We start from the raw sequence: 26,402 nt of genomic DNA, 5'->3' as shown, positions 1-26,402 counted from the left end.
CGGCGCGCGAGCTGTTCAGGATGCGTTCAGGATGTGACTGACAAGGTCGGGCACCACGGCCATCGCCTGCGGTCGGCCGTTGTCGCAGGGCGCCTGTCCCACCGGGGCACGGGCGCCCTGTCGTCGTACCCCCCACACACAACAGGAGTGTCCGACAGTGGAGAACCCTGAAGTGCTCACCGACCCGGACGTCGCGTACCGGCACCAGCCGGCTGCGGGCGGGACCGATCCGATGAAGAGGACGACACCGTCGGCGAAGAGGACGACACCGTCGGCGTCGATGACGAAGGCCACGTCGGCGATGAAGAAGCTGCCGGAGGTCACCCTCGCCTTCTGGATCATGAAGATCGCCGCGACGACGCTGGGTGAGACGGCCGGTGACCTGTTCGCGCAGACGCTGAAGATCGGCTACTTCCTCACCACGATCGCCCTGTTCCTGGTCTTCGTGGTGACGCTGGTGGTCCAGCTGCGCTCGAGCAGGTACAACCCGTTCTTCTACTGGACCGTGATCCTGTCGACCAGCATGGCCGGCACCACGATGTCCGACTTCATGAACCGCGACGCCAGCGCCAAGTTCCTGACGGACGGCGCCAAGTCGCTCGGCTGGGGACCCCAGGGCCTGGGCCTCGGCTACCCGACCGGTGCGGCGATCCTGATCTCGATCCTGCTGATCATCTTCGCCGTCTGGAAGCTGTCCGGGATGACCTTCCAGATCCGCGACATCGTCACCTTCCGCGGTGAGGCCCTGTTCTGGGCGGCGATCCTCGTCTCCAACACCCTCGGCACGTCCATGGGCGACTTCCTGTCCGACAGCTCCGGCCTCGGCTACCTGGGCGGCGCCCTGCTCGTCACCAGTGCCCTCGCCGTGCTCGTCGCGCTGATGAAGGTCCCGGTGGTGCCGAACGTGCTGCTGTTCTGGATCGCGTTCGTCCTCACCCGCCCGCTCGGCGCGACGGCCGGCGACTTCCTCACCAAGCCGGTCGCCAAGGGCGGCCTGGACCTCGGCACCGCGGGCTCGTCCGCCGTACTCCTGGCCGTCCTGTTCGGACTGATGGCCTACGCCCACGCCCGCGAGCGCAAGCAGGAGCAGGAGCAGGCGTAGAAGCAGAAGCAGGAGCAGGCGGTCATCCGGCAGGCAGGGTGACCGTGAACCGGGCCCCGAGTACGTGCCCGGAGTCGTAGGACACATGGCCGCCGACGGCGCGGGCCAGGCGTCGCGCGAGCGGCAGCCCCAGGCCCGCGCCGTCGTGTCCGTCGCCGCGGTCGGCGCGCCGGCCGGGCTGGAACAGCTCCCCGACGAACGCCTCCGGTACGCCGGGACCGTCGTCGGTGACGTCGATGCCCACGGCGCCGGGCGCGGACAGCGTGGACACGGTCACGGTCACCGTGGAGCGGGCGTAGCGGACGGCGTTGGTGACCAGCGGGCTGACGATGCGTTCGAGCAGCGCCGGCGTGACGCCCGCCTCCGGCACGCCCGCCGCCGCCTCCACCGCCACCTTCACGTCGTCCGGCGCGTCGAGCTGCTGGACAAGACGGCGCAGGACGGCGACGACGTCCGCCGTACCCGGGGCCGTCGACGGGTTCCGCACGCTTTCGCGGGCGTCGTTCAGCAGCGTGTCGCAGATGGTGCGCATGGACTGGGCCGCGTCCGCGATCACCTCGTGGGAGGCGCGGGTCTCGTCGGCGGAGCGGGGGCGGCCCCGCCACCAGTCGAGTTCCATGACGATCCGGGTGAGCGGGGTGCGCAGTTCGTGGGACAGCTCACCGGTGAGCTGCTGCTCATGGCGCAGCACGGCACGTATGCGATCCAGCAGCGCGTCCAACGAGGCGCCCAGGTCGGCGAGTTCGGCGGGATGCTCCTCGGCGCCGAAGCGCTCGTCGGAGGCCACGGCACTCCACTGGGCCGCCTGGTCGGTCATCGTCCGCACGGGGCGCAGCGCCCGGCCGACGGCCAGCCGCGTCAGCACGTAGGTGCAGACGAGCATGACGCCGTCCAGGATCAGCGAGCCCAGCAGCAGGGTGTCGGCCGAACTCCGGTACGGCGCGAGGTCCAGGGCGGTGACGACGGTGGCTGCGGCATGCCGGCCGCGCTCGGGCAGGGGCCGCGAGCACAGCCGTATGGGCCGGGGCCCCGCGGCGTGGACGGTCGCGCATGCCCCTCCTCCCCGCGTGGCCAGCCGGTCGGCGGCCAGGGTCAGGGGATTGTCGGCCGTGGTCGACGGGGGCTTCTCCAGCAGCCGCGTCCCGGCGTAGATCCACACGTTGGCATCGAGGAGCCGGTCGTTGACGGTCTCCAGCACCCGCACGTGTGAGCCGCTGGTGTCGACCGTCGTGGCGACGGCGGACGCCCGGGTGTGCAACTCGTCGTCGGCCTGCACCTGGAGATGCCGGTTCACCACCGCGTTGAACACCAGCGTCAGGACGGTCATCAGCAGCGCGGCGGTGGTCAGCGCCACGAGGGACAGCCGGCCGCGCAGGGTGCGGGGCGCCAGCCGGGACAGGAACCCCGCGGCAGGGGGCGGCGCGGGCGGCGTGGGTGGCGTCCGCCGGAAGAGCCGGCTGCGGACGAGCCCGATCCCGAAGAGTCGGTTCATGACAGCCGGTGGCCGATCCCCCGTGCGGTGCCGATCGTCGCGTCGCTGCCCGCCTCGCGCAGCTTGCGGCGCAGTCGCGTCAGGTACTGGTCCAAGGTGTTCTCGCTGACCTGCGCGCCCTCCGGCCAGCCGGCCCTGACCAGCTCGCGGCGGCGCACGAGACCGCCGCTCGCCGCGATCAGCGTGGCCAGCAGGCGGAACTCGGTCGGGGTCAGGGCGACGGGGGCGCCGTGCACCGTGGCGGTGTGCCGGATCGCGTCCAGGACCAGGCCACCCGGTGTTGCCGTGGCCGTGACCGGTGCCGTGGGCGGTGGGAGGGCCCGCTTCAGGGCCGCGCGCAGCCGGGCGGCGAGTTCGGCGAGGTGGAACGGTTTGGGCAGGTAGTCGTCGCCACCGGCGGAGAACCCGGACAGCCGGTCGGTGAGCTTGTGGCGGGCGGTCAGGAAGATCACCGGCGAGCGGAACCCGTTGGCGCGCAGCGCCTGGCACACGTCGCGCCCGTCCGCGTCGGGCAGCCCGACGTCCAGGACGGCCGCGGCCACGTCGTCGGTGGCCAGCCGCAGGGCGGTGGCGCCGTCGGCGGCGGGGACGGGGTCGAAGTCCTCGTCGTAGAGGCCGCGGCGCAGGACGTCACGCAGGGCGTGGTCGTCCTCGACGACCAGGATCTTGGGGCGCATGATCCTCCATGGTGCTCGCGGGCGTGGTGGAGCTGCCGACGCGGAACGGTCCCGGGCGAACGGCTATCCGGCGGTGCCGGCCGTGACGGCGGTGGCGCCTTCGGACGGTGCGGCCAGCAGCGGACGAAGGCGTGTGACGGTGAGCCGCCGGGCCAGCGCCTGCGACCACCCTCGCAGCACGCGCATCGACAGCAGGGCGACCAGCGAGCCCACGACGAGCCCGGCCACCACGTCGTGCGGATAGTGGGCCCCGACCCAGACCCGGGAGCCGGCCATCGCGGCGGCGGCCACGACGGCCACCGCGCCCAGCCGACGCGAGACGAACAGCAGCGCGACCGCGGACGCCGCGGCTATCGTCGCGTGATTGCTCGGGAACGACCAGTCACCGGGCGCCGGACACGCCTCCAGCGTGCTGACGTGCAGACTCTGACACGGCCGGTCCTCGCGCAGCAGCAGCTTGAGACCGGCATCCACCACGTAGGCCACGACCACGACCACCGGCACGGCCAGCGCCGTCACCGCGTGCGCGGCTCCCGCGCGCCGCGCCCGCCACCAGCCGAGCACCATCAGGACGGCGAACACCCCGAGCCCGTACGTCGACCACGCCGACACGGCGTCGTCCAGCCATACGGGAGCGGACCGGGCCAGCCCGACCACGTCGGAGTAGGCGGAGCCGTCGATCGATGAACCGTCGAAGGCGAGGATCATGCACACGCCTCCTTCCTGAGGGGACGAACCGGAGCGTGGGGAATCATGGGTAAGCGGGGCGTCATCGACCGACTACAGCCATGTAGACCATCTATTCACTGTAGACGACGGTGAAGGGTGAACGGTTTCAAGACGACATGGCGGCATCGCGATATCGCGGCATGGCGATACGGCGGCATCGGGCGACGTACGTGCGTCCCCGGCGCTACGGAGCCTGCGCGCCGGCGGTGTGGCGGCAGGCCGGCGGCGGCGCGCCGTCCCGCGCCGTCCCGAGCCTCCGAAGGGTGTTACCGGGCGGACGCCTCCGAGGCGTCGTCCGCGGCCTCGTCGAAGGCCAGGCCGAGCCACGCGAGCTGCTCGTTGTCGTAGCGCCCCTCCACGGTGGCCTCCACGTCGAACTCGTGCGCCACGGTCGCCGGGTAGCCGATCAGCTCAAGTGCCCTGCTGGGCAAGGGCTGTTCGGACGCCTCCTTCGACTCCCACAGCAGGACGGCGCCCCACCTGTCGCTCCCGGGGTCGGAGATCCACATCTTGAAGCGGAGGCCCGGCACTTCGGAGAAGGCGGAGACGGACTCCTCGCGCAGGTACTCGCGCATGGAGGCGATGGTCTGGCCGGAAGCCGACAGGTCCCACCAGACGACGACAGCGTGCACGACGTACCTCTCTCCTCGGGGAGCCGGTCATCCACGGGCCCGGCTCGGCCGCGTCGGCCTCACGGCCACACAAGGCAGTACGGCTGATGCCCCGCCTCGTGCAGCCGGTGGCTGAAGTCCTGCCACTCGTGCAGCAGTTGGTAGACGTTGAACGCGTCCCGGGGGCCGCCCCGGTCCGGGACCGTCGACCAGATGAACGCTGCCGCGCCCACCGCCTCCTCGCCGATTCCGCGCAGCGGGTCCACCACCGTCATCGGAAGCTTGACGACGGCGTAGTCGGGGTGCAGGACCACCAGCTCCAGGGGCGGCACCTTGTGCAGGGGCACGCCCTCGATGCCGGTCAGCACCATCGCGGCCATCGTCTCCGGCTTGATCTTGGTGAACATGCCGTTCATGCCGAGTTCGTCGCCGCCGAGTTCCTCGGGGCGCATCGAGATCGGGACGCGGGCCGCGGTCGCGCCGTCGGGCGCGCCGAAGTATTTGTACGTCACCCCCACCCGACCACCATTCCCGCTCCCCGCCGCCCGGAGCCTCGCCCGGAGGCCGTCGGCCTCCTGGTCGACCTGCCGGTCGATGAGCTCGGACTCGCTCGGTACACCCTGTGTCTGACGTGCTTCGGTCGTGTCGTCCGCGTCGCGCCGGTGCTTTCCCCGCCGGGCACGCCCAGGACCCAGATCGTCGGTCCCCCCGCCCAGTCCGCCACCGCGATGCATATCTCCACCCGACTGCTTTTCTAGGACGCGTAGTCCCCGCCGCGCAACCCGATCATCGTGTCAGTGACCTCCCCCACGACCGCCCGCCGAAACGTGCGTGGGAAGCACCGCCCCGCAGGATCCTCGCAGCCCCGAACACCATGTGCCGTTTGTGCTGTGTGTCTGTCTGGATCAGCTCTGTATCAGCCGACAGTCTCGCAGATGGCGGCGGATCGCCCACGTGCTTGACCGACCGGTGGCGGCGTCGGCCTACCCTGAGGAGGTCACTCGGCAACCGGAGTCCGGGAAACTCCGTGAAACCCCGTGCACGTCGGAGAAGGTCGAAGAAGGTCGGAGAAGTCGCAGGTCATGAGCGAAACGCCCACTTCGGGAACGCCCTCGGGAGCGCCCTACCCCTACGAAGCCCCTGTGTCGCAGGCCCTGTTCGACCGTGCGGCCGTCGTCACGCCGGGCGGCGTGAACTCGCCGGTGCGCGCCTTCCGCGCCGTGGGCGGCACGCCCCGGTTCATGGTGTCCGGCACCGGTCCGTACCTGACGGACGCCGACGGACGGGAGTACGTCGACCTCGTGTGCTCGTGGGGTCCGATGATTCTCGGACACGCGCACCCCGAGGTGATCGCCGCCGTCCAGGAGACCGTCGCGCGCGGTACGTCCTTCGGCACGCCCGGTGAGGGTGAGGTCGCCCTCGCCGAGGAGATCGTCGCCCGGGTCGAGCCGGTCGAGCAGGTGCGGCTCGTCTCCAGCGGGACCGAGGCCACCATGAGCGCCATCCGGCTGGCCCGCGGGTTCACCGGGCGGGCCAAGGTGATCAAGTTCGCCGGCTGCTACCACGGGCACGTCGACGCCCTCCTCGCCGCCGCCGGGTCCGGCCTCGCCACCTTCGCGCTGCCCGACACCCCGGGCGTCACGGGCGCCCAGGCCGGCGACACGATCGTCCTGCCGTACAACGACCTGGAGGCCGTGCGCGAGGCCTTCCGCCGGCACCCCGGCGAGATCGCGTGCGTCATCACCGAGGCCTCGCCCGGCAACATGGGCGTCGTGCCGCCCGCGCCCGGGTTCAACCAGGGGCTCAAGGACGTGTGCGCCGAGAACGGCGCGCTGTACATCTCCGACGAGGTCATGACCGGGTTCCGCACCAGCAGGAGCGGCTGGTACGGGATCGACGGGGTCAGGCCCGACCTGATGACCTTCGGCAAGGTCATGGGTGGCGGCTTCCCGGCCGCCGCCTTCGGCGGGCGCGCCGACGTGATGGCCCACCTCGCCCCGGCCGGGCCCGTCTACCAGGCCGGCACCCTCTCCGGGAACCCGGTCGCCACCGCCGCGGGCCTCGCCCAGCTGCGGCTGCTCGACGATGCCGCCTACGACACCGTCGACGCCGTGTCCGAGCAGATCCAGGGCCTCGTCACCGACGCGCTCACCAAGGAGGGCGTCGCGCACCGGCTGCAGAGCGCCTCCAACATGTTCTCCGTCTTCTTCACCGACCGGCCGGTGCGGAACTACGAGGACGCCAAGGCGCAGGAGTCCTTCCGCTTCACCGCCTTCTTCCACTCGCTGCTGGCGAACGGCGTCTACCTGCCGCCGTCGTCCTTCGAGTCCTGGTTCGTGTCCACGGCCCACGACGAGCGGGCCATCCAGAAGATCGCCGACGCCCTGCCGGCGGCGGCCCGGGCTGCGGCGGAGGCGACCGCGTGAGCAACGACAACGACATCACCGTCGTCCACCTCATGCGGCACGGCGAGGTCGCCAACCCCGACGGGATCCTGTACGGGCGGCTGCCCGGCTACCACCTGTCGGAGCTCGGGCGGCGGATGGCCGACCGGGTCGCCGAGCACCTGGCCCCCCGCGATGTGACGTACGTCGTGGCCTCCCCGCTGGAGCGGGCGCAGGAGACCGCGACCCCGATCGCCAAGGCGCACGGGCTGGGCCTCGACACCGACGAGCGGCTCATCGAGGCCGACAACGTCTTCCAGGGCAAGACCTTCGGCGTCGGCGACGGCGCGCTGCGCAAGCCCGACAACTGGAAGCACCTCGTCAACCCGTTCAAGCCGTCCTGGGGCGAGCCGTACGTCGACCAGGTCGTACGGATGAAGGGCGCGCTGGACGCGGCCAGGGACAGGGCGCGCGGGCACGAGGCCGTCCTGGTGAGCCATCAGCTGCCGATCTGGATCGTGCGGTCGTACGTCGAGCGGCGGCGGCTGTGGCACGACCCGCGCAAGCGGCAGTGCACGCTCGCCTCGCTGACGACGTTCACGTACCGGGGGGACAGGATCGTGTCCGTCGGGTACACCGAGCCCGCCCGTGATCTCGTCCCGGCCCATCTCCTCGCCGGTGCCAAGCCGGTGAAGGGGAAGGGCAAGGCGTTCGGCGCCTGAGCCGGCCGAAGCGCCTGAGACGCCTGTTCCGCGTTCGTTGCGTTCGTTGCGCAATCCGAACGAGCAGGCGGAACCACCCTGTTCGTCACGCCCTCTGAGTGGGTGACCACCAGCGGACGTGACGAATCGGGGATCTCATGCGCACCTTCTCCCGGCGGGGAATACTCGGGCTCGGCGCCGGCACCGCGGCCGCCGCCGGCCTCGCGGGCTGCGGCACGCTCAAGGCATCGGCCGCGGCCCACGCCGCCGGCAGGCCCGCGGGCGGCGGTCACGCCCCGGGTTCGGGCGCCGGCGGCGCGCCGTCCGCCCGGCCCATCGGCGACGGGTCCACGTCCTTCACCGGCAGGCAGCCCCACCAGCCCGCGCGTCCCGAGCCGCTGGAGTCCGGTCAGGCCCCGCCGCAGTTCGTGGTCTTCTCCTGGGACGGGGCGGGCGAGGTCGGCAACGGGCTCTTCCCGCGCTTCCTCGACCTCGCCAAGGAGCACGGCGCGAGCATGACCTTCTTCCTCTCCGGGCTGTATCTGCTGCCCGAGTCGAAGAAGCGGCTCTACGACCCGCCGAACAACCCGCGCGGTTCCTCCGCCATCGGCTACCTCACCGACGAGCATGTCAAGGCCACGCTGGGGAACGTCCGCCGGGCCTGGCTCGAAGGCCACGAGATCGGCACCCACTTCAACGGGCACTTCTGCTCCGGCCCGGGCTCGGTCGGCAACTGGACCCCGCGGCAGTGGCGGAGCGAGATCGACCAGGCCAAGTCCTTCGTGAAGGAGTGGCGCACCAACACGGGCTGGACCCATCTGCCGTCGCTGCCGTTCGACTACGACAAGGAGCTCGTCGGCGGCCGTACGCCCTGTCTGCTCGGCCAGGGCAGCCTGCTGCCCACCGCCCGCGAGCTCGGCTGGCGCTACGACGCCTCCTCGCCCGGCGGCCGTCAGGTCTGGCCGGGCAAGAGCCAGGGCGTGTGGAACCTGCCGTTGCAGCAGGTCCCTTTCCCCGGGCGCTCCTTCGAGGTCCTGTCCATGGACTACAACATGCTCGCCAACCAGTCGGTCAACTCGACCAAGGCGCCGGCCTACAACTACCCGGGCTGGCGGCGGCAGTCGGCCCAGGCCTACATATCGGGATTCGAGCGGGCATATCAGACAAATCGCGCACCCTTCTTCATCGGCAACCACTTCGAGCAGTGGAACGGCGGCATCTACATGGACGCCGTGGAGGAGGCCTTCAAGCACATCGCGCGCGAGAAGGAGAAGGGCGCGGACGTGCGGCTGGTCTCCTTCCGGCAGTTCACCGACTGGCTCGACGTGCAGCGGCCCGAGGTGCTCGCCAGGCTGCGTACGCTGGACGTCGGGCAGCGGCCCGCGGGGGGCTGGAAGGCGTTCTGGTCGGACGCTTCGGCGACCTCCGCAAACGCCGCCTGATATGCGGGTTTCCACCCGCAAGGGGGGTGCCCAAGATCCCCGGAACGAGGATGCGAAACTTTTCACATGAGTACCCGTAGCCGCGCCGCTCTGTTCAGCGCCATGGCCGCCGTCGTGGCTCTGGCCGTGTCCGCGTGCGGCTCCGGCGGCACCTCCGGCGGTGGCGGCAACACCAACTTCGTCACCGGCAAGAACGGCATCGACACCGCCTCCCAGGGCGAGCGGGCCGCGGCCCCCGACCTGTCCGGCAAGACCATCGACGGCAAGACCCTCGACGTCGCCGCCTACAAGGGCAAGGTCGTCGTCCTCAACGTGTGGGGCTCCTGGTGCGGTCCGTGCCGCGCGGAGGCCCAGTACTTCGCCAAGGTCTCCAAGGAGTACCAGGGCAAGGGCGTTCAGTTCGTCGGCATCAACACCCGGGACACCAGCACCACCCCGGCGGTCGCCTTCGAGAAGCAGCGCGGGATCACCTACCCCAGCCTCTACGACCCGACGGGCCGGCTGATGCTCCGCTTCAAGAAGGGCACGCTGAACCCGCAGTTGATCCCCTCCACGCTCGTCCTCGACCGGCACGGCCGGGTCGCCGCGCGGGCGCTGCAGGCGCTCAGCGAGGAGGACCTGGTCAAGATGCTCAAGCCGGTCCTCGCGGAGAAGTGACGTGACCGCGCTTTCGACGCTCGCCGAGGCGACGGGCCAGAACCAGACCGTCCTCAGCGGTGCCCTGCTCATCGCCCTGCCGGTCGCCGTGCTCGGCGGCCTCGTCTCCTTCTTCTCCCCGTGCGTGCTGCCCCTCGTCCCCGGCTACCTCTCCTACGTCACCGGAGTCGCCGGCACCGATCTGGCCGAGGCCCGGCGCGGGCGGATGGCGGCGGGCGCCGCCCTGTTCGTGCTCGGCTTCACCGTCGTGTTCGTCTCCGGCGGCGCGCTGTTCGGCTTCTTCGGCTCGACCCTGCGGGACCACCAGGGCGCCCTCACCAAGACGCTCGGCGCGCTCATGATCCTCATGGGCGTGTTCTTCATGGGGCTGATGCCCTGGCTCACCCAGCGCGAGTTCCGCTTCCACAAGCGGCCGGCGACCGGTCTGGTCGGGGCGCCCCTGCTCGGCGCGCTGTTCGGCATCGGCTGGACGCCCTGCATCGGCCCGACCCTGGCCTCGGTGCAGGGGCTGGCCATGAACCAGGCCAGCGCCGGTCGCGGGGCCCTGCTGACGGTGGCGTACTGCATCGGCCTCGGCGTCCCGTTCGTCCTGGCCGCGGTCGCCTTCCGCAAGGCGCTCGGCGCCTTCGGCTGGGTCAAGCGCCACTATGTCTGGGTGATGCGCATCGGCGGCACGATGATGATCGTGACCGGTGTGCTGCTGCTGACCGGGGCCTGGGACCGTCTCGTGCAGGAGATGCAGACCTGGTCCGACGGCTTCACTGTGGGGATCTGAATCGATGAGCACCACCTCCAACACGGGGTCCGACACCTCCCGGGCTCCGGTCGACGACCAGGACCTGGGCGCCGCCGGCTCCCAAATGTCCACCGCACCGCAGGAGGACGCCCCGAACCTTCCCGCCCTCGGCGTCATCGGCTGGGCCCGCTGGTTCTGGCGGCAGCTCACCTCGATGCGGGTCGCGCTGATCCTGCTCCTGCTGCTGTCGCTCGGCGCCGTCCCCGGCTCGCTGATCCCGCAGACCGGCATCGACGCCACCAAGGTCGCGGACTTCCGCAAGGCCCACACGACGCTCGCGCCGGTCTACGACAAGCTCGGGCTCTTCCACGTCTACAGCTCGGTGTGGTTCTCCGCGATCTACATCCTGCTGTTCATCTCCCTCATCGGCTGCATCGTGCCGCGCACCTGGCAGTTCGTCGGCCAGCTGCGCAGCCGGCCGCCGGGCGCGCCCAAGCGGCTGACCCGGCTGCCCGCGTACACGACGTGGCGTACCGAGGCCGAGCCGGAGCAGGTCCGCGAGGCCGCGCTCGCCCTGCTGAAGAAGCGCCGCTTCCGCGCCCATCCCGCCGGTGACGCCGTCGCCGCCGAGAAGGGCTACGTCCGTGAACTGGGCAATCTGGTCTTCCACATCGCGCTGATCGTGCTGCTGGTCGCCTTCGCCTGGGGCCAGCTCTACAAGTCGGACGGCACCAAGCTGGTCGTCGAGGGCGACGGGTTCTCCAACTCGATCCTGCAGTACGACGACTTCAAGTCCGGCAGCATGTTCACCAACGACGACCTGGTGCCGTTCAGCTTCGACCTCAAGGACTTCAAGGGCACCTACGAGCGGTCCGGCCCCAACCGCGGTACCCCGCGCACCTACCAGGCGAAGCTCGCCTACAGCCAGGGCGCGTACGGCAAGCGGAAGCCGGTCACCGTGCGGGTCAACGAGCCGCTGCACATCGGCGACGCCAAGGTCTACCTCGTCAGCCACGGTTACGCCCCGGTCGTCACCGTCCGCGACGGCAAGGGCCATGTCGTCTACCGCGACGCCGTGCCGCTGCTGCCGCTCGACGGCAACGTCACCTCGTCCGGCGTGGTCAAGGTCATGGACGGCTACAGGAACCCCCGGGGCGCGAGCGAACAGCTCGGCTTCCAGTCCTTCTTCCTGCCGACCTACGGCGGCCGGGGCGGCCCGATGCTGTCCCGGTTCCCGGCACTGCTCAACCCCCTTCTCGCGGTGAACGCCTACCACGGTGACCTGGGTGTCGACTCGGGCCTGCCGCAGAGCGTGTACCAGCTCGACAAGACCCACATGAAGGCGTTCAAGGACGCGCAGGGCAACCTGTTCAAGCAGCTGCTCAAGCCCGGGCAGACCATGCGCCTGCCGGGCGGCGCCGGCTCCCTGACCTTCGAGAAGGGCGTCAAGGAGTGGGCCGGCTTCGAGGTCGTCCAGGAGCCCGGCAGCGGCTGGGCGCTCGGCGGTGCTCTTGCCGCGATCTTCGGTCTTGCCGCGTCCCTGTTCATCCAGCGCCGCCGCGTGTGGGTGCGGGCGGCGCGAGGCGACGACGGCGTCACCGTCGTCGAGATGGCCGGCCTCGGCCGCAGCGAGTCCGCCAAGGTGCCCGAGGAACTGGGCGAGCTCGCCGGAATCCTCTACGACCAGGCGCCCGGGGCCCCCGCCCCGCACCCCGACGACGACCCCTCCCCCGATCCCCAAGTCGTACCTGCCGAAGGGGCTGAGAAGCAGTGACTCTCGCCGCCGCAACCAATGAACACCTCGCGAGCATCAGCAACACGCTGATCTACTCGTCGATGGCCGTCTACACCCTGGCCTTCTTCGCGTACATCGCGGAGTGGCTCCTCGGCAGCCGCAGCAAGGTCGGCCGCACGGCCGCCGCGCTCACCGCGGACGCGCCCGAGAAGACGCAGGCGCCCGCCGTCACGGTGAAGAAGGCCGGGAGCACCGCGGTCCTGGAGCGGCCCCAGGTCGTCGTCCGGTCCGCGGCCGGCGCCCGGGACGTACCCGACGGTCCCGGCGCCCACGGCGGTGACGCGCAGGGCGACCTCTACGGCCGTATCGCCATCTCCCTCACCGTGCTCGCCTTCCTCGTGGAGCTGGGCGGCGTCGTCGCCCGCGCGGCCTCCGTGCAGCGGGCTCCGTGGGGCAACATGTACGAGTTCAACATCACGTTCTCCACGGTCGCCGTCGCGGTGTACCTCGGGCTGCTGGCGCTGAAGAAGAACGTCCGCTGGATGGGCCTGTTCCTCATCACCACGGTCCTCCTCGACCTCGGCCTCGCCGTCACCGTCCTGTACACCGCCAGTGACCAGTTGGTTCCCGCCCTGCACTCGTACTGGCTGTACATCCACGTCTCCACCGCGATCTTCTGCGGCGCGGTCTTCTACGTCGGCGCGGTCGCCACGATCCTGTACCTGTTCAAGGACGCGTACGAGAGCAAGCTCCAGTCCGGCGGCAAGCCCGGCACCTTCGCCACCTCCGTCCTGGAGCGGCTGCCCGCCTCCGCGTCGCTCGACAAGTTCGCCTACCGCGTCAACGCGGCCGTCTTCCCGCTGTGGACGTTCACGATCATCGCGGGCGCGATCTGGGCGGGCGACGCGTGGGGCCGCTACTGGAACTGGGACCCCAAGGAGACCTGGTCCTTCATCACGTGGATCGCCTACGCCTGCTACCTGCACGCCCGTGCCACGGCCGGCTGGAAGGGCCGCAAGGCCGCGTACCTCGCGATGATCGCGTTCGGCTGCTGGCTGTTCAACTACTACGGCGTGAACATCTTCGTGACCGGCAAGCACTCCTACGCGGGCGTCTGACCAGCGGCTTTCACGCACGTGCAAAACCCTCCGGGGAGGGTCAGGCTGGACTCATGACCGGTTCCATCGAACAGGGCACCAGCCGGACCCGCGGGAGCTCCCACATACTCCAGTTCCTGGTACGGCTCCCGCGGTCGATGGGCGACGTCTGGCCGGCGCTGGCGACCCCGGCGGGGCTCGCGGGGTGGCTCACCGCCGCCGACCCGTTCGAGCCCCGGCTCGGCGGCCATGTCGCCCTGCGTGACCTGGGCCGCGGGCGGATCACCGCATGGGACGTGGACCGGGTCGTCGAGTACACGCTGGAGGACGGCGGCCGGATCCGGTTCCACCTGGAGCGCGAGGGCGAGGACCGGAGCGTGCTGCGCTTCACCACCGAGTTCCAGGACGACGAGGAGTCGGAACCGCGCTGGCGCGCTCGATTCGAACGACTGATCGAGATTCTGGAGTCCGCCCGGGACAGCGCCGGGCACCCGCGGTGATCAGCCGCCCGTCCGACGCGCGGCCACACCGGTGATGATGTCCCGCAGCCGCTCGACGTACAGCCGCATGTTCTTGTACGCGACATCGGTGTCCGGGTAGCGGCTCGCGAACCACAGCCCCTCGTGCAGCCGGTGGAACCAGGCGCAGACCTGGTCCCCGTACGACACCCGGACCAGGGCGTACGCCTTCAGCGTCGCCCAGTGTTCGGCACCGGGGACGACGCGGGCGTCGACGTACGAGACGATCGAGTACAGGTCGGGCGACGTGGGCCGGAAGTCCGAGCCGAGCAGGCGCAGGACCCGGGCGAGGGGAATGCGGGCCAGCGACCGGGTGGCCTGGAGCGCGGCGCGCACGCGCGTCAGCGCGGCCGGGAAGTCCGGGGCCACGGGGACCTCGATCGGCGCGCCGCCGACGTACCAGCCCACGGAGTCGGACCAGCGGGACCTGACCCGGGTGTGGAACGGCACGACCGTGCGGTACACCGACTGCCCGCCGATCTCGTGGGCGACGAGGCTCGTGGCGGCGAGGACGCCGACCAGACTCCCGCCGTAGGGACGGCAGTACGACTCGAACGCGGCGGCGGCGTCCGCGTCCACCAGCGGCTCGCGCATGAGCCTCTGGGCGGGGAGCGGGCCGTCCGGGTCCAGGCCCAGGTCGCACGGGAAGTTCGGCAGACGTCCGTCGCAGCGGGCGATGAACTCGCGCCAGCGGGAGACGAGTTCGTGGTCGGCGTCGATCCGGTCCGCGTCCGCCCGCTCGATCTCGCAGAAGTCGACGTAACTGCCGGCCGGCGGCTGGTCCAGGATGCGGCCCGCGCTGACCGCCGCGTACAGCTCGTGGATGTCGGCGGCGAGGCGCTGCAGCGAGTACGCGTCGACGTTGGTGTGGTCGAAGGCCGCGTAGACGCTCGTGGAGTCGTCCCGGACGACGGCCGCGTAGAGGAAGTTCGGCCAGCAGAGCGCGTCCGCGGCGACGTCGAAGCGGCTCTGGAGGTGCCGGACCAGTGCGGCCGCGTCCGTGAAGTCGCCGGTGACCTCGCGGTGCAGGGACACCGCGTCGGCGGCGAGCGTGAACCGGCGCATCTCGTCGCCGACCCAGCGGAAGCCGCTGCGCAGCGTCTCGTGCCGCACCGTCCAGCGGCGCAGCGCCTCGTGCAGGACGTCGAGGTCGACCGGGCCCGGGATGTCGAACGCCGTCCCCAGCCAGGTCGGCACGAACAGCCCCTCCGCGCGCACCGATCTGGCGGTCCTGATGTGCGACTCCTGGATGTAGGCCGGCGGCCGGGAGTCCTCCGGAGCCGCGTCCGCCGCCGTGACGGTCGCCGGACTGAGTCCGAACTCGACAAGCCGTCCGGGCCGGACCTCGCAGCGCTGGATGTCGGTCACTCGCACGGGGCGTCTCCGTTCGCAGTTGGGGCAGGCCCTCGATCAAGGGAAGGCCGCAACCGCGAAAGGGACATGCGGTGTCGGGACTTTTCAACGAAACGGATGTCGGCCCGAACGGGGAAGCGATGCGATCGGCGGAGGGTGGTCACACGCCGATGTCCTCGTTCCACAGGGCCGGATCGTCCTCGACGAAGCCGCGCATCAGCTCGACGCACTCGGGGTCGTCAAGCAGCACGACCTCCACACCGTGCTCGGCCAGCCAGTCGTGTCCGCCGTGGAAGGTGACCGCCTCCCCGATCACGACGCGCGAGATGCCGAACTGCCGCACCAGACCGCTGCAGTACCAGCACGGCGACAGCGTGGTGACCATGGTCGTGCCGCGGTACGTCCGCCGCCGTCCCGCCGCCCGGAAGGCGGCCGTCTCCGCGTGCAGCGAGGGATCGCCGTCCTGGACGCGGCGGTTGCGGCCGCGGCCGAGCAGGGTGCCGTCCGGGCCGTAGAGGGCGGCGCCGATCGGGATGCCGCCCTCGGCGAGCCCGGCACGGGCCTCGGCGACGGCGGTGGCGAGCCAGGCGCGGGCCTGTTGCTGATCCATGCGCCCACTATCCCCCGGCGGCCTCGGTAAAGCGTGGGGAAACCCCTCTGTACCCTGGCCCGACCGCAGCCGCACGAGCGGCAGTCGGCCCCGCGTACTGGAGGAATGTCGATGGTTGCTGCGCCGGTTCTGGAGGAGTTGCGGGAGGTCTGCCAGCCGCACGTCAAGCTGGCGAGCCGCAACGGAGAGCACTGGGCCGGGCGGCTGTACATGCGGAGCGTATCGCTGCGGTTCACCCGCCAGTTGGTGCGCACCCCGGTCACCCCGGACCAGCTGACCTGGACGATGGTCGTGTGCGGGGTCGCCTCCGGCGCCGCGCTGGCGATCCCGGGCCCGACCGGCGCCGTACTGGCGGTCGTCCTGATGCAGTTGTTCCTCCTCTTCGACTGCGTGGACGGCGAGGTCGCCCGCTGGAAGGGGCAGAACAGCGCGACGGGCATATACGTCGACCGGCTCGGCGCGTATCTCGCGGACGCGGCGCTGCTGGCGGGTGCCGGCTTCCGCGCGGCGGAGAACGGCTTCGGCGGCTGGCTGTCGGTGGGCATCGCCACCGCGCTGGGCGTCGTCCTGCTGAAGGCCTCGACCGACCTGGTGGACGTGGCCCGTGCCCGACGCGGCCTGACCGTCGTCGACGACGAGGCGACCCGGCCGCGCTCCCAGGGCGTGGCGACGGTACGACGGCTGGCGGCGGCCTTCAAGATCCACCGCGTGACGAACGGCATCGAGGCGTCGCTCGTGCTGCTGGCCGCTGCGGTCGCGGACGCGCTGACGGGCGGCATCGAGCCGACCCGCTGGGCGCTCGGCGCGCTCGCCGTCATCACGTGGGTGATGGTCCCGGCGCACCTGCTGTCGATTCTGTCGTCTTCGCGGTTGCGCTGACGGGGCGCCGAGCGGGGCGGACTCGTGGTCCCCGCACAGGGGCGGACACACCGCGGTCCGACGGGGTGGCTCGGCCATGGGCTTCGCCACCCTGTCAGACCGCGCACTCACTTGGGGCTGTCTGCGGTAGTCAGGTGCTAGCCGCCACTGCTGGAGCTGCTGCTCGAGCTGCTGGAGCTGCTGCTCCCGCCGCCGTCGCCGCCGCCACTGCTGCTGGCGCTGCCGCTTGAGCTGCTGCTGGAGCCGCCGTCGCCGCCACCGCTGCTGCTGGAGCTGCCGCTGGAGCTGCCGCTGGAGCTGCTGCTGCTCCCGCCGTTGCTGCCGCCGTTGCTGCCGCCGCTGCTGCTGGAGCTGCCGCTGGAGCTGCTGCTCGAGCCGCCGCTGCCGCTGCCGGAGCCGCCGCTGCTGCTGCCGCTGCTTGAGCTGCTGCTGGAGCTGCTGCTCGAACTGCTGGAGCTGCTGCTACTGCTGCTCGAACTGCTGGAGCCGCTGCTGCCGCCATGGCCGTGTCCGTGGCCGTGGCAGTGCCAGCCGCTGTGGCCGTGCGAGTGGCACCAGGCATTGGGCGCGGCCGCAACCGACGCCACGGTGCCGGCGGGCGCCGCTGCCGGGGAGGCGGATGCGTCGGTGAACAGCACCGCACCTCCCGAGGCCAGCGCCGTCGCGGCGGCAAGCGCCACAAGTCGCCGCGTCTTCGAGGTGTTAATCATGGGGATTCTCCTCCAGTGAGATAGGGGGAATTGGCTGTCGCGTCGGGCCTGGCAATTCATGGGTCCGCCAGGGCTGTTCCTCATGAGCGGGTGACGCCCTGCGGGTGGCGGGAAGCGGACCCGTCGCGTCACGGACGTGGCTCAGGAAACGCCGGTAGCAGGCGGGGCAGTGACGCTCTCCGACGTGCCAGCCGTGCTGGAGGCAGAACTCGGGATCGCTCTCGTTCGTGGTGAAGGGGTAGCCGTCGTCGGCCGGCCCCTGGAGGAAGTCGTGAATCGTGATGTTCACGGTCCGACCTCGGTGACCCGAACTGGTCGGAGAGGGCAGTGTCCTTGGTGTGCGGGGCACATCGAGGGCGCGACGAGCCATGCGCTTCATGATCAGTACCCTTGTGCTGCGAGCCACGAGCCGGGAGGCCCGTGGCCCTGGAACTCCTCGACGAGGCCAGCGTGCGCCTTTCGCGGTCGGGTGCGCATCGGGTGAACGCCCCAAGTTCCACCTGGGTACACCCCACATGCCACCTCGGCGCACCCCACCCACGCGTGGGACTCCGCGCCAACTCCCGGCGCGGAGTCGTGTTTTCGCGAATTGGGCGAGGCAGAGAACGGCCGCATCCCGGCGCCCGGTTGTGCTTCCGAGCGTCGACGGGATGCGGAACACCTGCTTCGCAACTGCCGGTCGGCGGTACTAATCCGGCCCGACCAGGGCCGTCACGCCGCGCGATACCCGATGACCCACCCGTCGCAGAAAGGCCGTCGGAAGGAAGAGCGCGTCCGCCGACATCATGGCCAGTGCGAAGAGCGGCAGGCCGAGCAGGATCCCGATGCCCGCGTGCATGGTCATCATCAGCGCTACCACGGCAACCCTCGTCCACTTGTTGAAAAGCACGAGGGGGAAGGCGACTTCGGCCATCACGGTGCCGTAGGTCAGCAGCAGGACGAGCAGGCTGCTGGAGGCGATGGCATGGGACAACGCGGGCCACGGGGTGAAGAAGGCCAGGTGGAAGGGATAGTAGAGCGCCGTGCCCTCCTGCCAGAGGGCGCCCTGGATCTTGTACCAGCCGGCCGTCGAGTAGACGAGGCACACCTCGACCGCGATGACCAGCAACGCGCCGGCGTGCAGCACGTTGCCCATCATCTCCATGACGGCGCGGGGCTCCCCGGGCGCACAGCGCCGCACCAGCCACCACGCCGCCTGCGCGAAGAGAAACCCCCACAGCAGCAACGCCCAGCCCGTGCTCAACTTGCCCAGCGCTGTGACGAAGGCAAGAGCGACGGTGAAGAACGCCCACATGCCGATCCCGATCACGTCCGGACGGCCGCCCCCGTCCTCGCGGTCGGCCGCGGTGCGCCGCGCGTCCAACGACCAGACCTGACCGCAGCGCGTGAACACCAGGCAGACCGCCATGACATGGACGATATTGTCCCCGCCGTCCCCCATCAGCGGACTGCGGTTCTGCAACGACAGCACGCCCAGCATGAAGAGCAGCGAAGTGGTGCGGGTCCGCCATCCAAGGGCCAGCAGCGCCGCAGAGGCCATCCCCGCGACGTAGACGACCTCGAACCACAGTTGGCTGTTGCTCCACATGAGTGCCGTGAAGGCATGGTTCGTGGAGATCAGTTCACGGGCCATCGTCCAACTCCACGGACCGTCCGGCCCGTAGAGCTCATTACGATGCACCCACTCGCGGAGCAGATACGCAAGCCAAGCGAGAGAGAAGCCGATCCGAAGGACGGCGCACTGGTACGGCGCGATGGCAGTGCTGGTGATGCGTCCGAAGCCTCGCCTCATCGCGGCGCCGAAGGATTGCCGTAGCCCCGCGAGAGGGCGCGGCGCAGGTTCTCGCACATCAGGGCAGGTGCTCATGGGAAGTCCTTGGCGTCGACGGTCCCCCAGGGCTCGACCTGATAGACGGTCCCGGAGTCGATGCGCTGCTTGCTCCACGGGGGCGGACTCACCGGCGTATCGGCCGAACGCAGTTGGACGCGTAGCGGCCTGCCGCCGTCGAGGCTCGGTGCAAGTCGCTGTACGGCGATGCGTCGTACGTACTCCTGCGTCAGATTTCCGAACAGGCCGATGGGGCGGTCCTGTTCATCACGCGAATTGACAAAGCTGTTCCAGGCGATGCGTATTTCGTTCTGGTTCGTATGGCTCGGGAAAGGATTGTGCAGGATCCGTTTCTCGTCCATCGCGGTCAAGTTCATCCAGCCTGTCGTGGTGAGAGATCCGTCCGGCATCAGGACCTTCGCGCGTGCCTGTACCCGAAGGTTCGACGAAACCGGGTTGGGGGCGAAGAGCCGCCAATTCTGTTCGAACTCGGGGGAGAGGTGCTTGCGGACGGCTGCGACATGCGGTTGGGACACCGGGTTCAGGGGAGCGATGCTGAGGAAGACCACCACCAATTGCGCGACGGCTGCGGTCGCGACGCCCAGAATTGTCAACACCAGGATGGCCAGTGATACTGGTGACAGACGGAACAATCCGCCGGGATCGTTCACGCGTCTCGACGGAAAACGTGTGCCGGGGCTCGGGTCGCCGGGAGTGGGTTCGGTCGGTGTGGGCCTGTGCGGCAGCAGCTCGCCGCCTGCCCCCCGAACCGCCCGTGCAGATGTCGGGCCGGAATTCTTGGATGCGGTACCGGAGCGGGTACTTGTCATGGTGAACCCGCAAGCCGCCAGGAGATACGCGGCCGTTGCACTGATGCTTCGCCGTTTCTTCTTCATCGCAGCCTCATGAGATTCCGGTCCAGGGCCGCGTAAGCCACGCATTCATGACGGGATGCGCAAGGTGGTTACCGTGGAGAACTGGGATCGCAAGGGGTGTTCAGAACTCCGCCGTCCGAGGCCGTCGCCTTGGAACCCTGGGACTCTTCGACCAGGCCAGCCTGCTCCTGCCGTGGCCGGGGGCGCATCGGGTGAACACCCCACGTTGAGCCGGGGCACACCCCACATCCCACCTCCGTGCACCCCACCCATGCGGCGACACCGCACCCCTCGTCCTGCCTGTCTTGACCGGGTTTTGATCTATCGCGCCGCGGCCCGGAGGGATACTGGGTGGTGATGGACCTGCTGGAGCGAGACTCCGTCCTCCAGGACCTCGCGGGTCACCTGCAGGCGGCCGTGAGCGGGCCTGGACGAGTGGCCCTTGTGCGTGGCGAGGCCGGTATCGGCAAGACCACCGTCGTTCACCGACTGGCCCGGCTGGCCGACCCCCATGTCCGGGTTCTGGTCGGTGCGTGTGACCCGCTGGCCACGCCGCGGCCCCTGGGTCCGCTGATGGACCTGGCTTCCAGCCTCGGCGGTGCGGTGCGTGCCGCCCTCACCGGGGCGCTGGCCGGTGACTGCCGTCCCGCTGAGGTCTTCGACTGTCTGCTGGCCGATCTGAGCGGTCATCCCAGCCTGCTGGTCATCGAGGACGTCCACTGGGCCGACGAGGCCACCATGGACCTGCTGCTCTACCTGGGGCGGCGTCTGTCGTCCGTTCCGGCGCTGGTGGTGGCCACCTACCGCGACGACGAGATCGGCCGCACCCACCCCCTGACCGCTCTTCTCGGCACCCTGGCCGGCTACCCGTGGGTGCACCGCCACACGCTGGCCCCCCTGAGCCGCCAGGGCGTGGCCCGGCTGGCCGCCGGACACGCCGTCGACGCCGGGGAGTTGTATCGGGTCACTGCCGGTAACCCGTTCGTCGTGACCGAGACCCTGGCCACCCCCGGCGAGACCATCCCGGCCACGGTGCGCGAGGCCGTCGCCGGGCGGCTGGTCGGTCTGTCGGACGCCGCGCGCAGGGTCACCGACGTGCTGGCCGTCCTGGGGCACCGGGCCTCGCTGTCCCTGCTGGCCGACCTGCTGCCGGAGGTGAACGGGGCGGTCGAGGAGGCCGTCGCCTGCGGGATCCTGCGCACCGACGGGCAGGTGATCGAGTTCCGCCACGAGCTGGCCCGGCGGGCGGTACTGGAATCCGTCCCCGTCCACTGCCGCCTGCGCGTGCACCGGCAGGTGCTGGCGACGATGGACGCGGGACATGTCGGTGCCGATGATCTGGCGCTCCTGGCCGATCACGCCGAGGCGGCCCGCGATCCGGCCGCCGTACTGGAGTACGCGCCGAGGGCGGCCGCCCATGCCGCCGCGCTGGGCTCGCACCGGGAGGCCGCCGCCCAGTACGCCCGGGCCCTGCGGTACGCCGACCGCCTGCCGCCCGTCCGGCAGGCCGCCCTGCTGGAGGGCCACTCCCAGGCCTGGCTCCTGGCCAGCCGGCTGGACGAGGGGATCGCCTCTCGCCGTACCGCCGTGGAGCTGCGCCGTGCGCAGGGGAACCGGCTGCGCGAGGGGGACGATCTGCGCTGGCTGTCGTACGTCCTCTGGCCCGTCGGGCGGACCGCCGAGGCCCGACGGATCGGCCTGGACGCGGTACGGGTGCTCGAAGGGCTGGGGCCGAGCCGGGAGCTGGCCGGGGCCTATCTGAACCTCTGTCAGCTGGCCGTCTACGAGCACGAGGCGGCGGCCGTCGCCGTCGCCCATGCCGAGAAGGCGATCGCCCTGGGGGAGCGGTTCGAGGACGCGTCGGTGGTCGTCCAGGCGCGCTTCCACGCCGCGGCGGCACGGCTGCTCGGCGAAGGGGGCGGCTGGGACGCGTGCGAGCAGGAGCTGTCCAGCGCGATGGCGCAGGACCTCCCGGTGGACGCCGGTTTCCTGGCGATGCTCATGTGCTGGTTCGCCGCGCTGGAGCGGGACAGCGCCCGGACCACTGCCGCCGTACGGCGGGCCGAAGCCTATCTGCTCGATCGCGACCTGGTGTCCTACGTGGTGTGCACACGGGCCTGGAGCAGCTGGGGGCTGCTGAACCAGAGCTCGTGGAGCCGGGCGACCGATGCCGCGCAGGAGGTCCTGGCCCATCCCGGCTCGCCGGCGGCCGCCCGGGCCGTCGCCCTGAGCGTCCTGGGCCTCGTACGGGCCCGCCGGGGCGAGCCCCAGGTGTGGCCCCTGCTGGACCAGGCGGCGAACCTGGTCGACAGGAACTGCCTGCTGGACACCGGCATCGGGTGGGAGGCCCGGGCCGAGGCGGCCTGGCTGGCCGGTGACGACGAGCGGGCGCTGGCAGAGGCGCGGCACGGCCTGGTGGCCCTGGCCGACCGGGTCCATCCCTGGCTGTCCGGCGCCCTGGCCTGCTGGATCCGCCGCGTCGGGGGCACACCCCCACGGGCTCCGGCGGCCGGACCCCACGCGCTGGAGCTGGCCGGCGACTGGGCCGGCGCCGCCACGCGGTGGAGCGAGCTCGGCAGTCCGTACGACGCCGCCGTGGCCCGCCTGGCCGGGGATGCGTCCGCGCTGCGCGCGGCCCTGGCGGCGTTCGAGGCGCTCGGCGCCCGGCCCGCCGTGAAGCGCACGCGCGCCGTGATGCGTAACCGCGGGGTGCGCCCGGTCTCGTGCGGTCCGCGGGCGGCCACGCGGGCCAATCCGTACGGGCTGACCAACCGGGAACTGGATGTGTTCAAGCTGCTGGGCGAGGGCCTGTCGGATGCCGAGATCGCCGCCCGGCTGTACATCACCCCGAAGACCGCCGGGCATCACGTCGGCGCGGTGCTGGCGAAACTCGGCGTCCACACCCGCCTCGCGGCCGCCCGTAAATTCAGCCGCCCCGAGCGCCGTTAGGGCTTCTCGTTTGGATCAGGCCGGGCTCGCGGGGTCTGGCACGCACATCTGGGGCGTTGTCGTCGGTTGCCGACTCCCCCAAGCTCTCGGCTGCGCTCGAGCAGGGGGGACCCCCATCGCGTCGACGCCCTCCTCCGCCTTGCAGTTGCACGCACCAGACCCCGCTCCCTGATCCGGCCTGATCCAAACGAAAGACCCTAGCGCCCGCGGGGAACGCAGTCGCGGCCGGCGTCAGTCGGCCTGCTGCCCCTCGCCCCGCTCCCGGCGGCGCAGCTCCTCCTCGCGGCGGCGGAGGTCGGCCTCCCAGTCCTTGAGCAGGGCCTCGTCCTTCTTGTTCTCTTCCTTCAGGGACCGGAGGAACTCCGGGTTGTCGTCGGGGGCGACGTAGTCCGTGCGGTGGTTGCGATGCCACTCGGAGGGCGTGGAGCCTGTACGCCCGGCCGGGGCGTGGCGCGCCTTGCCCGCGACGAGCCACGCTATGGGGCCGACCAGCACCTCGCCGAAGAGCAGGATGATGATCACCCAGACCACCTTCGGCAGCCCGCGCACCTGCTCCTCGGGGGTGTTCAGGCAGTCGATGAAGGCGTAGATCCACAGGGCCAGGACGAGCAGGTAGGGCACATACCTGATCATGGTGACGCGATCCCCCCACGAGACAGTGACAGACCGGGCCAGGGCCCGATGACCGGGTCAGGGTAGCGGGTGGCGGCCGCGCATCCCGGGGGGACGACCCCCCGAACCTCCGGCCGGGCGGGGGCGCTCGCGTGGACACGGGGATTCGTCGGCGATACTGGGGCGCATGGCTTATGACGATCTTCGCTCCCTGCTGAGGGCTTTGGAACGCGACGGAGACCTCAAGCGCATCAAGGTTCAGGTCGATCCGTACCTTGAGGTCGGGGAGATCGTCGACCGGGTGCAGAAGGCCGGCGGACCGGCGCTGCTCTTCGAGAACGTGAAGGGCTCCTCGATGCCCCTCGCGATGAACGTGTTCGGCACTGACCGGCGCCTGCTCAAGGCCCTGGGCCTGAAGTCGTACGGCGAGATCAGCGAGAAGATCGGCGGGCTGCTGAAGCCCGAGCTGCCGCACGGCTTCATGGGCATGCGCGAGGCGTTCGGCAAGCTCGGCGCGATGGCGCACGTGCCGCCGAAGAAGGTCAAGTCCGACAACGCCCCGGTGCAGGAGGTCGTCCTGCACGGCGACGAGGTGGACCTGGAGCGGCTCCCGGCCCTGTTCACCTGGCCGCAGGACGGCGGCTCCTTCTTCAACCTGGGGCTCACCCACACCAAGGACCCCGAGTCGGGTGTCCGCAACCTCGGGCTCTACCGCCTCCAGCGCCACGACAAGCGCACCATCGGCATGCACTGGCAGATCCACAAGGACAGCCGGAACCACTACCAGGTGGCCGCGCGCCGCGGCGAGCGGCTCCCGGTCGCCATCGCCTTCGGCTGCCCGCCCGCGGTGACGTACGCCTCCACCGCCCCGCTGCCCGGTGACATCGACGAGTACCTCTTCGCCGGGTTCATCGCGGGCAAGCGGATCGAGATGGTCGACTGCAAGACGGTGCCCCTGCAGGTGCCGGCGAACGCCGAGGTCGTCCTGGAGGGCTGGCTGGAGCCCGGCGAGATGCTGCCGGAGGGGCCGTTCGGCGACCACACCGGCTTCTACACGCCGCAGGAGCCGTTCCCGGCGCTGAAGATCGACTGCGTGACGATGCGCAGGCGGCCGCTGCTCCAGTCGATCGTCGTGGGGCGCCCGCCGACCGAGGACGGACCGCTGGGCCGCGCGACCGAGCGGTTCTTCCTGCCGCTGCTCAAGGTCATCGTCCCGGACATCGTGGACTACCACCTGCCCGAGGCCGGCGGCTTCCACAACTGCGCGATCGTCTCGATCGACAAGAAGTACCCCAAACACGCCCAGAAAGTGATGCACGCGATCTGGGGTGCGCACATGATGTCCCTGACCAAGCTGATCGTGGTCGTCGACTCCGACTGCGACGTCCACGATCTGCACGAGGTCGCCTGGCGGGCCCTGGGCAACACGGACTACGCCCGGGACCTCACGGTCGCCGAAGGTCCCGTAGACCACCTCGACCACGCCTCCTACCAGCAGTTCTGGGGCGGCAAGGCGGGTATCGACGCGACGAAGAAGTGGCCCGAGGAGGGCTACACGAGGGACGGGGGCTGGCCGGACATGGTCCTGTCCGACCCCGACACGGCGACGATGGTCGACCGCCGCTGGAAGGAGTACGGACTGTGAGCAGCGCCTCCGCAGCGATTGCGCAGCCGGGACGCACCAAGGCGTTCCTGCGCCTGGTGATGATCGAGCACTCCGTCTTCGCGCTGCCCTTCGCCTACATCGCCTCGCTGACCGCGATGTACGAGTGGGACAAGCACATCCACTGGGCCAAGCTGCTCCTGGTCACCATCTGCATGGTGGGCCTGCGCACCTTCGCGATGGCCGTCAACCGGATCATCGACCGCGAGATCGACGCCCGTAACCCGCGCACCGCCCAGCGTGAGCTGGTCACCGGCGCCATGTCGGTCCGGCACGCCTGGACGGGCGCGCTGATCGCGCTCGCGATCTTCCTCGGCGCGGCGGCCCTGCTGAACCCGCTGTGCCTGGCCCTCGCCCCCGTCGCGGTGATCCCGATGGTGGTCTATCCGTACGGGAAACGTTTCACGAACTTCCCGCAGGCCATCCTCGGCCTCGCCCAGGCGATGGGCCCGATCGGCGGCTGGCTGGCGATCAGCGGCCAGTGGTCCTGGGACGCGCTGATCCTGGGCCTCGCGGTCGGCATCTGGATCGGCGGCTTCGACCTGATCTACGCCTGCCAGGACGTCGAGGCCGACCGCGAGCACGGCGTGCTGTCGGTCCCGGCCCGCTTCGGCATCCCGGCGGCCATCTGGGGAGCCCGGGTCTGCCACATGATCACGACGGGCCTGTTCGTCTGGTACGCGCTGGCCACCGGCGCGGGCGCCTTCTTCTGGCTGGGCCTGGCCATCGTCGCCGGTGCCTTCGTCTACGAGCACCGGATCGTCCGCCCGCACGACCTGTCCCGCCTCAACAGGGCGTTCTTCACGACCAACGGCTTCATCGGCATCAGCCTCTTCGTCTGCGCGCTGATCGACCTTCTGCTGCGCGGGCTCACGGTGTAGTCCGTTCGGATGCCCCTGGCGCGGACGTCCGGCCGGTCTTCGGCCGGGTGACCGCGCCGACGGGGCGCTTTCCCCGCCGCGGCGGGGATGACCCGAGGGCGGTCCCGACGCATCCGCGCACGGCCAAGTGCTCCCCGCGGGTGCGGGCTTGCTGTCCGGCC

At 70.6% G+C, this 26,402-nt stretch carries 24 protein-coding genes; 14 read left to right on the top strand and 10 right to left on the bottom strand.

The window, feature by feature from the left end:
- The first annotated feature begins 157 nt into the window (after positions 1-157).
- Positions 158-1,102, top strand: a complete 945-nt coding sequence (locus ABZ910_RS20375; protein ID WP_361366699.1) for a hypothetical protein — start codon at positions 158-160, stop codon at positions 1,100-1,102.
- Between the two features lie 22 nt (positions 1,103-1,124).
- Here the strand turns inward: ABZ910_RS20375 and ABZ910_RS20370 are convergent, their stop codons facing one another.
- From ABZ910_RS20370 to ABZ910_RS20350, 5 genes are all read right to left on the bottom strand, one after another.
- Positions 1,125-2,594, bottom strand: coding sequence for a HAMP domain-containing sensor histidine kinase (locus ABZ910_RS20370; RefSeq protein WP_361366696.1), 1,470 nt, complete (start codon positions 2,592-2,594; stop codon positions 1,125-1,127).
- The gene (locus tag ABZ910_RS20365) at positions 2,591-3,271 is read right to left on the bottom strand and encodes a response regulator transcription factor (RefSeq protein WP_361366693.1); all 681 of its coding nucleotides are present in this window, start codon (positions 3,269-3,271) and stop codon (positions 2,591-2,593) included. The genes ABZ910_RS20370 and ABZ910_RS20365 overlap by 4 nt, the downstream gene beginning before the upstream one ends.
- A 63-nt stretch (positions 3,272-3,334) precedes the next feature.
- Positions 3,335-3,979, bottom strand: a complete 645-nt coding sequence (locus ABZ910_RS20360) for a phosphatase PAP2 family protein (RefSeq protein WP_361366690.1) — start codon at positions 3,977-3,979, stop codon at positions 3,335-3,337.
- Between the two features lie 287 nt (positions 3,980-4,266).
- On the bottom strand, positions 4,267-4,632 hold the full coding sequence (locus tag ABZ910_RS20355) for a hypothetical protein (RefSeq protein ID WP_361366687.1): 366 nt from the start codon (positions 4,630-4,632) through the stop codon (positions 4,267-4,269).
- 59 nt (positions 4,633-4,691) lie between these two features.
- Positions 4,692-5,129, bottom strand: coding sequence for a hypothetical protein (locus tag ABZ910_RS20350; protein WP_003974483.1), 438 nt, complete (start codon positions 5,127-5,129; stop codon positions 4,692-4,694).
- A gap of 564 nt (positions 5,130-5,693) precedes the next feature.
- Between ABZ910_RS20350 and hemL the strand changes: the two genes are divergently transcribed.
- The 8 genes from hemL to ABZ910_RS20310 all read left to right on the top strand — a co-directional run bounded on the left by hemL (position 5,694) and on the right by ABZ910_RS20310 (position 13,863).
- On the top strand, positions 5,694-7,037 hold the full coding sequence (gene hemL, locus ABZ910_RS20345; protein WP_361366684.1) for a glutamate-1-semialdehyde 2,1-aminomutase: 1,344 nt from the start codon (positions 5,694-5,696) through the stop codon (positions 7,035-7,037).
- A 32-nt stretch (positions 7,038-7,069) separates the two neighbouring features.
- Complete coding sequence (locus ABZ910_RS20340; protein ID WP_361366725.1) at positions 7,070-7,717, top strand: histidine phosphatase family protein; 648 nt, start codon at positions 7,070-7,072, stop codon at positions 7,715-7,717.
- A gap of 137 nt (positions 7,718-7,854) precedes the next feature.
- Positions 7,855-9,138 (top strand): hypothetical protein, encoded by a 1,284-nt coding sequence (locus ABZ910_RS20335; protein WP_361366681.1) that lies wholly within the window; start codon positions 7,855-7,857, stop codon positions 9,136-9,138.
- Positions 9,139-9,204: 66 nt separating this feature from the next.
- The gene (locus ABZ910_RS20330) at positions 9,205-9,795 is read left to right on the top strand and encodes a TlpA disulfide reductase family protein (protein ID WP_361366679.1); all 591 of its coding nucleotides are present in this window, start codon (positions 9,205-9,207) and stop codon (positions 9,793-9,795) included.
- A gap of 1 nt (position 9,796) precedes the next feature.
- Entirely contained in the window at positions 9,797-10,570 is a 774-nt protein-coding gene (locus tag ABZ910_RS20325; protein WP_361366676.1) for a cytochrome c biogenesis protein CcdA, read from the top strand.
- Positions 10,571-10,574: 4 nt separating this feature from the next.
- Positions 10,575-12,305 (top strand): cytochrome c biogenesis protein ResB, encoded by a 1,731-nt coding sequence (locus tag ABZ910_RS20320; RefSeq protein ID WP_361366673.1) that lies wholly within the window; start codon positions 10,575-10,577, stop codon positions 12,303-12,305.
- A complete protein-coding gene (ccsB, locus tag ABZ910_RS20315; RefSeq protein WP_361366670.1) occupies positions 12,302-13,384 on the top strand; it encodes a c-type cytochrome biogenesis protein CcsB in 1,083 nt (360 codons plus the stop codon). Before ABZ910_RS20320 ends, ccsB begins: the two co-directional genes overlap by 4 nt.
- 53 nt (positions 13,385-13,437) lie before the next feature.
- The gene (locus tag ABZ910_RS20310) at positions 13,438-13,863 is read left to right on the top strand and encodes a hypothetical protein (RefSeq protein ID WP_361366667.1); all 426 of its coding nucleotides are present in this window, start codon (positions 13,438-13,440) and stop codon (positions 13,861-13,863) included.
- Here the strand turns inward: ABZ910_RS20310 and ABZ910_RS20305 are convergent, their stop codons facing one another.
- Positions 13,864-15,255, bottom strand: coding sequence for a condensation domain-containing protein (locus ABZ910_RS20305; protein WP_361366664.1), 1,392 nt, complete (start codon positions 15,253-15,255; stop codon positions 13,864-13,866).
- Between the two features lie 139 nt (positions 15,256-15,394).
- Positions 15,395-15,844, bottom strand: coding sequence for a nucleoside deaminase (locus ABZ910_RS20300; RefSeq protein WP_361366662.1), 450 nt, complete (start codon positions 15,842-15,844; stop codon positions 15,395-15,397).
- 111 nt (positions 15,845-15,955) lie between these two features.
- Between ABZ910_RS20300 and ABZ910_RS20295 the strand changes: the two genes are divergently transcribed.
- Together ABZ910_RS20295 and ABZ910_RS20290 are read left to right on the top strand one after the other, a co-directional pair.
- Positions 15,956-16,723 (top strand): CDP-alcohol phosphatidyltransferase family protein, encoded by a 768-nt coding sequence (locus ABZ910_RS20295; protein WP_361366659.1) that lies wholly within the window; start codon positions 15,956-15,958, stop codon positions 16,721-16,723.
- A gap of 315 nt (positions 16,724-17,038) precedes the next feature.
- Complete coding sequence (locus ABZ910_RS20290) at positions 17,039-17,452, top strand: hypothetical protein (protein WP_361366657.1); 414 nt, start codon at positions 17,039-17,041, stop codon at positions 17,450-17,452.
- Positions 17,453-18,121: 669 nt separating this feature from the next.
- On the opposite strand, the gene ABZ910_RS20285 is transcribed toward ABZ910_RS20290, so the two are convergent.
- Both ABZ910_RS20285 and ABZ910_RS20280 read right to left on the bottom strand, forming a co-directional pair.
- Complete coding sequence (locus ABZ910_RS20285) at positions 18,122-19,066, bottom strand: HTTM domain-containing protein (RefSeq protein WP_361366654.1); 945 nt, start codon at positions 19,064-19,066, stop codon at positions 18,122-18,124.
- 230 nt (positions 19,067-19,296) lie between these two features.
- The gene (locus ABZ910_RS20280; RefSeq protein ID WP_361366652.1) at positions 19,297-20,157 is read right to left on the bottom strand and encodes a DUF5819 family protein; all 861 of its coding nucleotides are present in this window, start codon (positions 20,155-20,157) and stop codon (positions 19,297-19,299) included.
- 336 nt (positions 20,158-20,493) lie between these two features.
- On the opposite strand from ABZ910_RS20280, the gene ABZ910_RS20275 reads away from it, so the two are divergent.
- On the top strand, positions 20,494-23,085 hold the full coding sequence (locus ABZ910_RS20275; protein WP_361366722.1) for an AAA family ATPase: 2,592 nt from the start codon (positions 20,494-20,496) through the stop codon (positions 23,083-23,085).
- Between the two features lie 231 nt (positions 23,086-23,316).
- On the opposite strand, the gene ABZ910_RS20270 is transcribed toward ABZ910_RS20275, so the two are convergent.
- Positions 23,317-23,718 carry a PLD nuclease N-terminal domain-containing protein gene (locus ABZ910_RS20270; protein WP_361366650.1) on the bottom strand — a complete coding sequence of 134 codons (402 nt, stop codon included), beginning with the start codon at positions 23,716-23,718 and terminating at the stop codon, positions 23,317-23,319.
- Positions 23,719-23,884: 166 nt separating this feature from the next.
- Between ABZ910_RS20270 and ABZ910_RS20265 the strand changes: the two genes are divergently transcribed.
- On the top strand, positions 23,885-25,342 hold the full coding sequence (locus ABZ910_RS20265; RefSeq protein ID WP_361366647.1) for a menaquinone biosynthesis decarboxylase: 1,458 nt from the start codon (positions 23,885-23,887) through the stop codon (positions 25,340-25,342).
- Entirely contained in the window at positions 25,339-26,241 is a 903-nt protein-coding gene (gene mqnP / locus ABZ910_RS20260; RefSeq protein WP_361366644.1) for a menaquinone biosynthesis prenyltransferase MqnP, read from the top strand. Before ABZ910_RS20265 ends, mqnP begins: the two co-directional genes overlap by 4 nt.
- Positions 26,242-26,402: the final 161 nt, after the last annotated feature.

This window comes from Streptomyces sp. NPDC046805, assembly GCF_040645355.1.
Classification (GTDB): domain Bacteria; phylum Actinomycetota; class Actinomycetes; order Streptomycetales; family Streptomycetaceae; genus Streptomyces.
Note: the sequence above shows the minus strand (reverse complement) of the source record. Positions and strands in the feature narration are given on the sequence as shown.

Excerpts from the sequence above, each read along its gene's own strand:
- ABZ910_RS20370 (WP_361366696.1), bottom strand. The coding sequence starts at position 2,594 with ATGAACCGACTCTTCGGGATCGGGCTCGTCCGCAGCCGGCTCTTCCGG.
- ABZ910_RS20365 (WP_361366693.1), bottom strand. The coding sequence starts at position 3,271 with ATGCGCCCCAAGATCCTGGTCGTCGAGGACGACCACGCCCTGCGTGAC.
- ABZ910_RS20360 (WP_361366690.1), bottom strand. The coding sequence starts at position 3,979 with ATGATCCTCGCCTTCGACGGTTCATCGATCGACGGCTCCGCCTACTCC.
- hemL (WP_361366684.1), top strand. The coding sequence starts at position 5,694 with ATGAGCGAAACGCCCACTTCGGGAACGCCCTCGGGAGCGCCCTACCCC.
- ABZ910_RS20340 (WP_361366725.1), top strand. The coding sequence starts at position 7,070 with ATGCGGCACGGCGAGGTCGCCAACCCCGACGGGATCCTGTACGGGCGG.
- ABZ910_RS20335 (WP_361366681.1), top strand. The coding sequence starts at position 7,855 with ATGCGCACCTTCTCCCGGCGGGGAATACTCGGGCTCGGCGCCGGCACC.
- ABZ910_RS20330 (WP_361366679.1), top strand. The coding sequence starts at position 9,205 with ATGAGTACCCGTAGCCGCGCCGCTCTGTTCAGCGCCATGGCCGCCGTC.
- ABZ910_RS20320 (WP_361366673.1), top strand. The coding sequence starts at position 10,575 with ATGAGCACCACCTCCAACACGGGGTCCGACACCTCCCGGGCTCCGGTC.
- ABZ910_RS20310 (WP_361366667.1), top strand. The coding sequence starts at position 13,438 with ATGACCGGTTCCATCGAACAGGGCACCAGCCGGACCCGCGGGAGCTCC.
- ABZ910_RS20300 (WP_361366662.1), bottom strand. The coding sequence starts at position 15,844 with ATGGATCAGCAACAGGCCCGCGCCTGGCTCGCCACCGCCGTCGCCGAG.
- ABZ910_RS20295 (WP_361366659.1), top strand. The coding sequence starts at position 15,956 with ATGGTTGCTGCGCCGGTTCTGGAGGAGTTGCGGGAGGTCTGCCAGCCG.
- ABZ910_RS20285 (WP_361366654.1), bottom strand. The coding sequence starts at position 19,066 with ATGGCCCGTGAACTGATCTCCACGAACCATGCCTTCACGGCACTCATG.
- ABZ910_RS20280 (WP_361366652.1), bottom strand. The coding sequence starts at position 20,157 with ATGAAGAAGAAACGGCGAAGCATCAGTGCAACGGCCGCGTATCTCCTG.
- ABZ910_RS20275 (WP_361366722.1), top strand. The coding sequence starts at position 20,494 with ATGGACCTGCTGGAGCGAGACTCCGTCCTCCAGGACCTCGCGGGTCAC.
- ABZ910_RS20270 (WP_361366650.1), bottom strand. The coding sequence starts at position 23,718 with ATGATCAGGTATGTGCCCTACCTGCTCGTCCTGGCCCTGTGGATCTAC.
- ABZ910_RS20265 (WP_361366647.1), top strand. The coding sequence starts at position 23,885 with ATGGCTTATGACGATCTTCGCTCCCTGCTGAGGGCTTTGGAACGCGAC.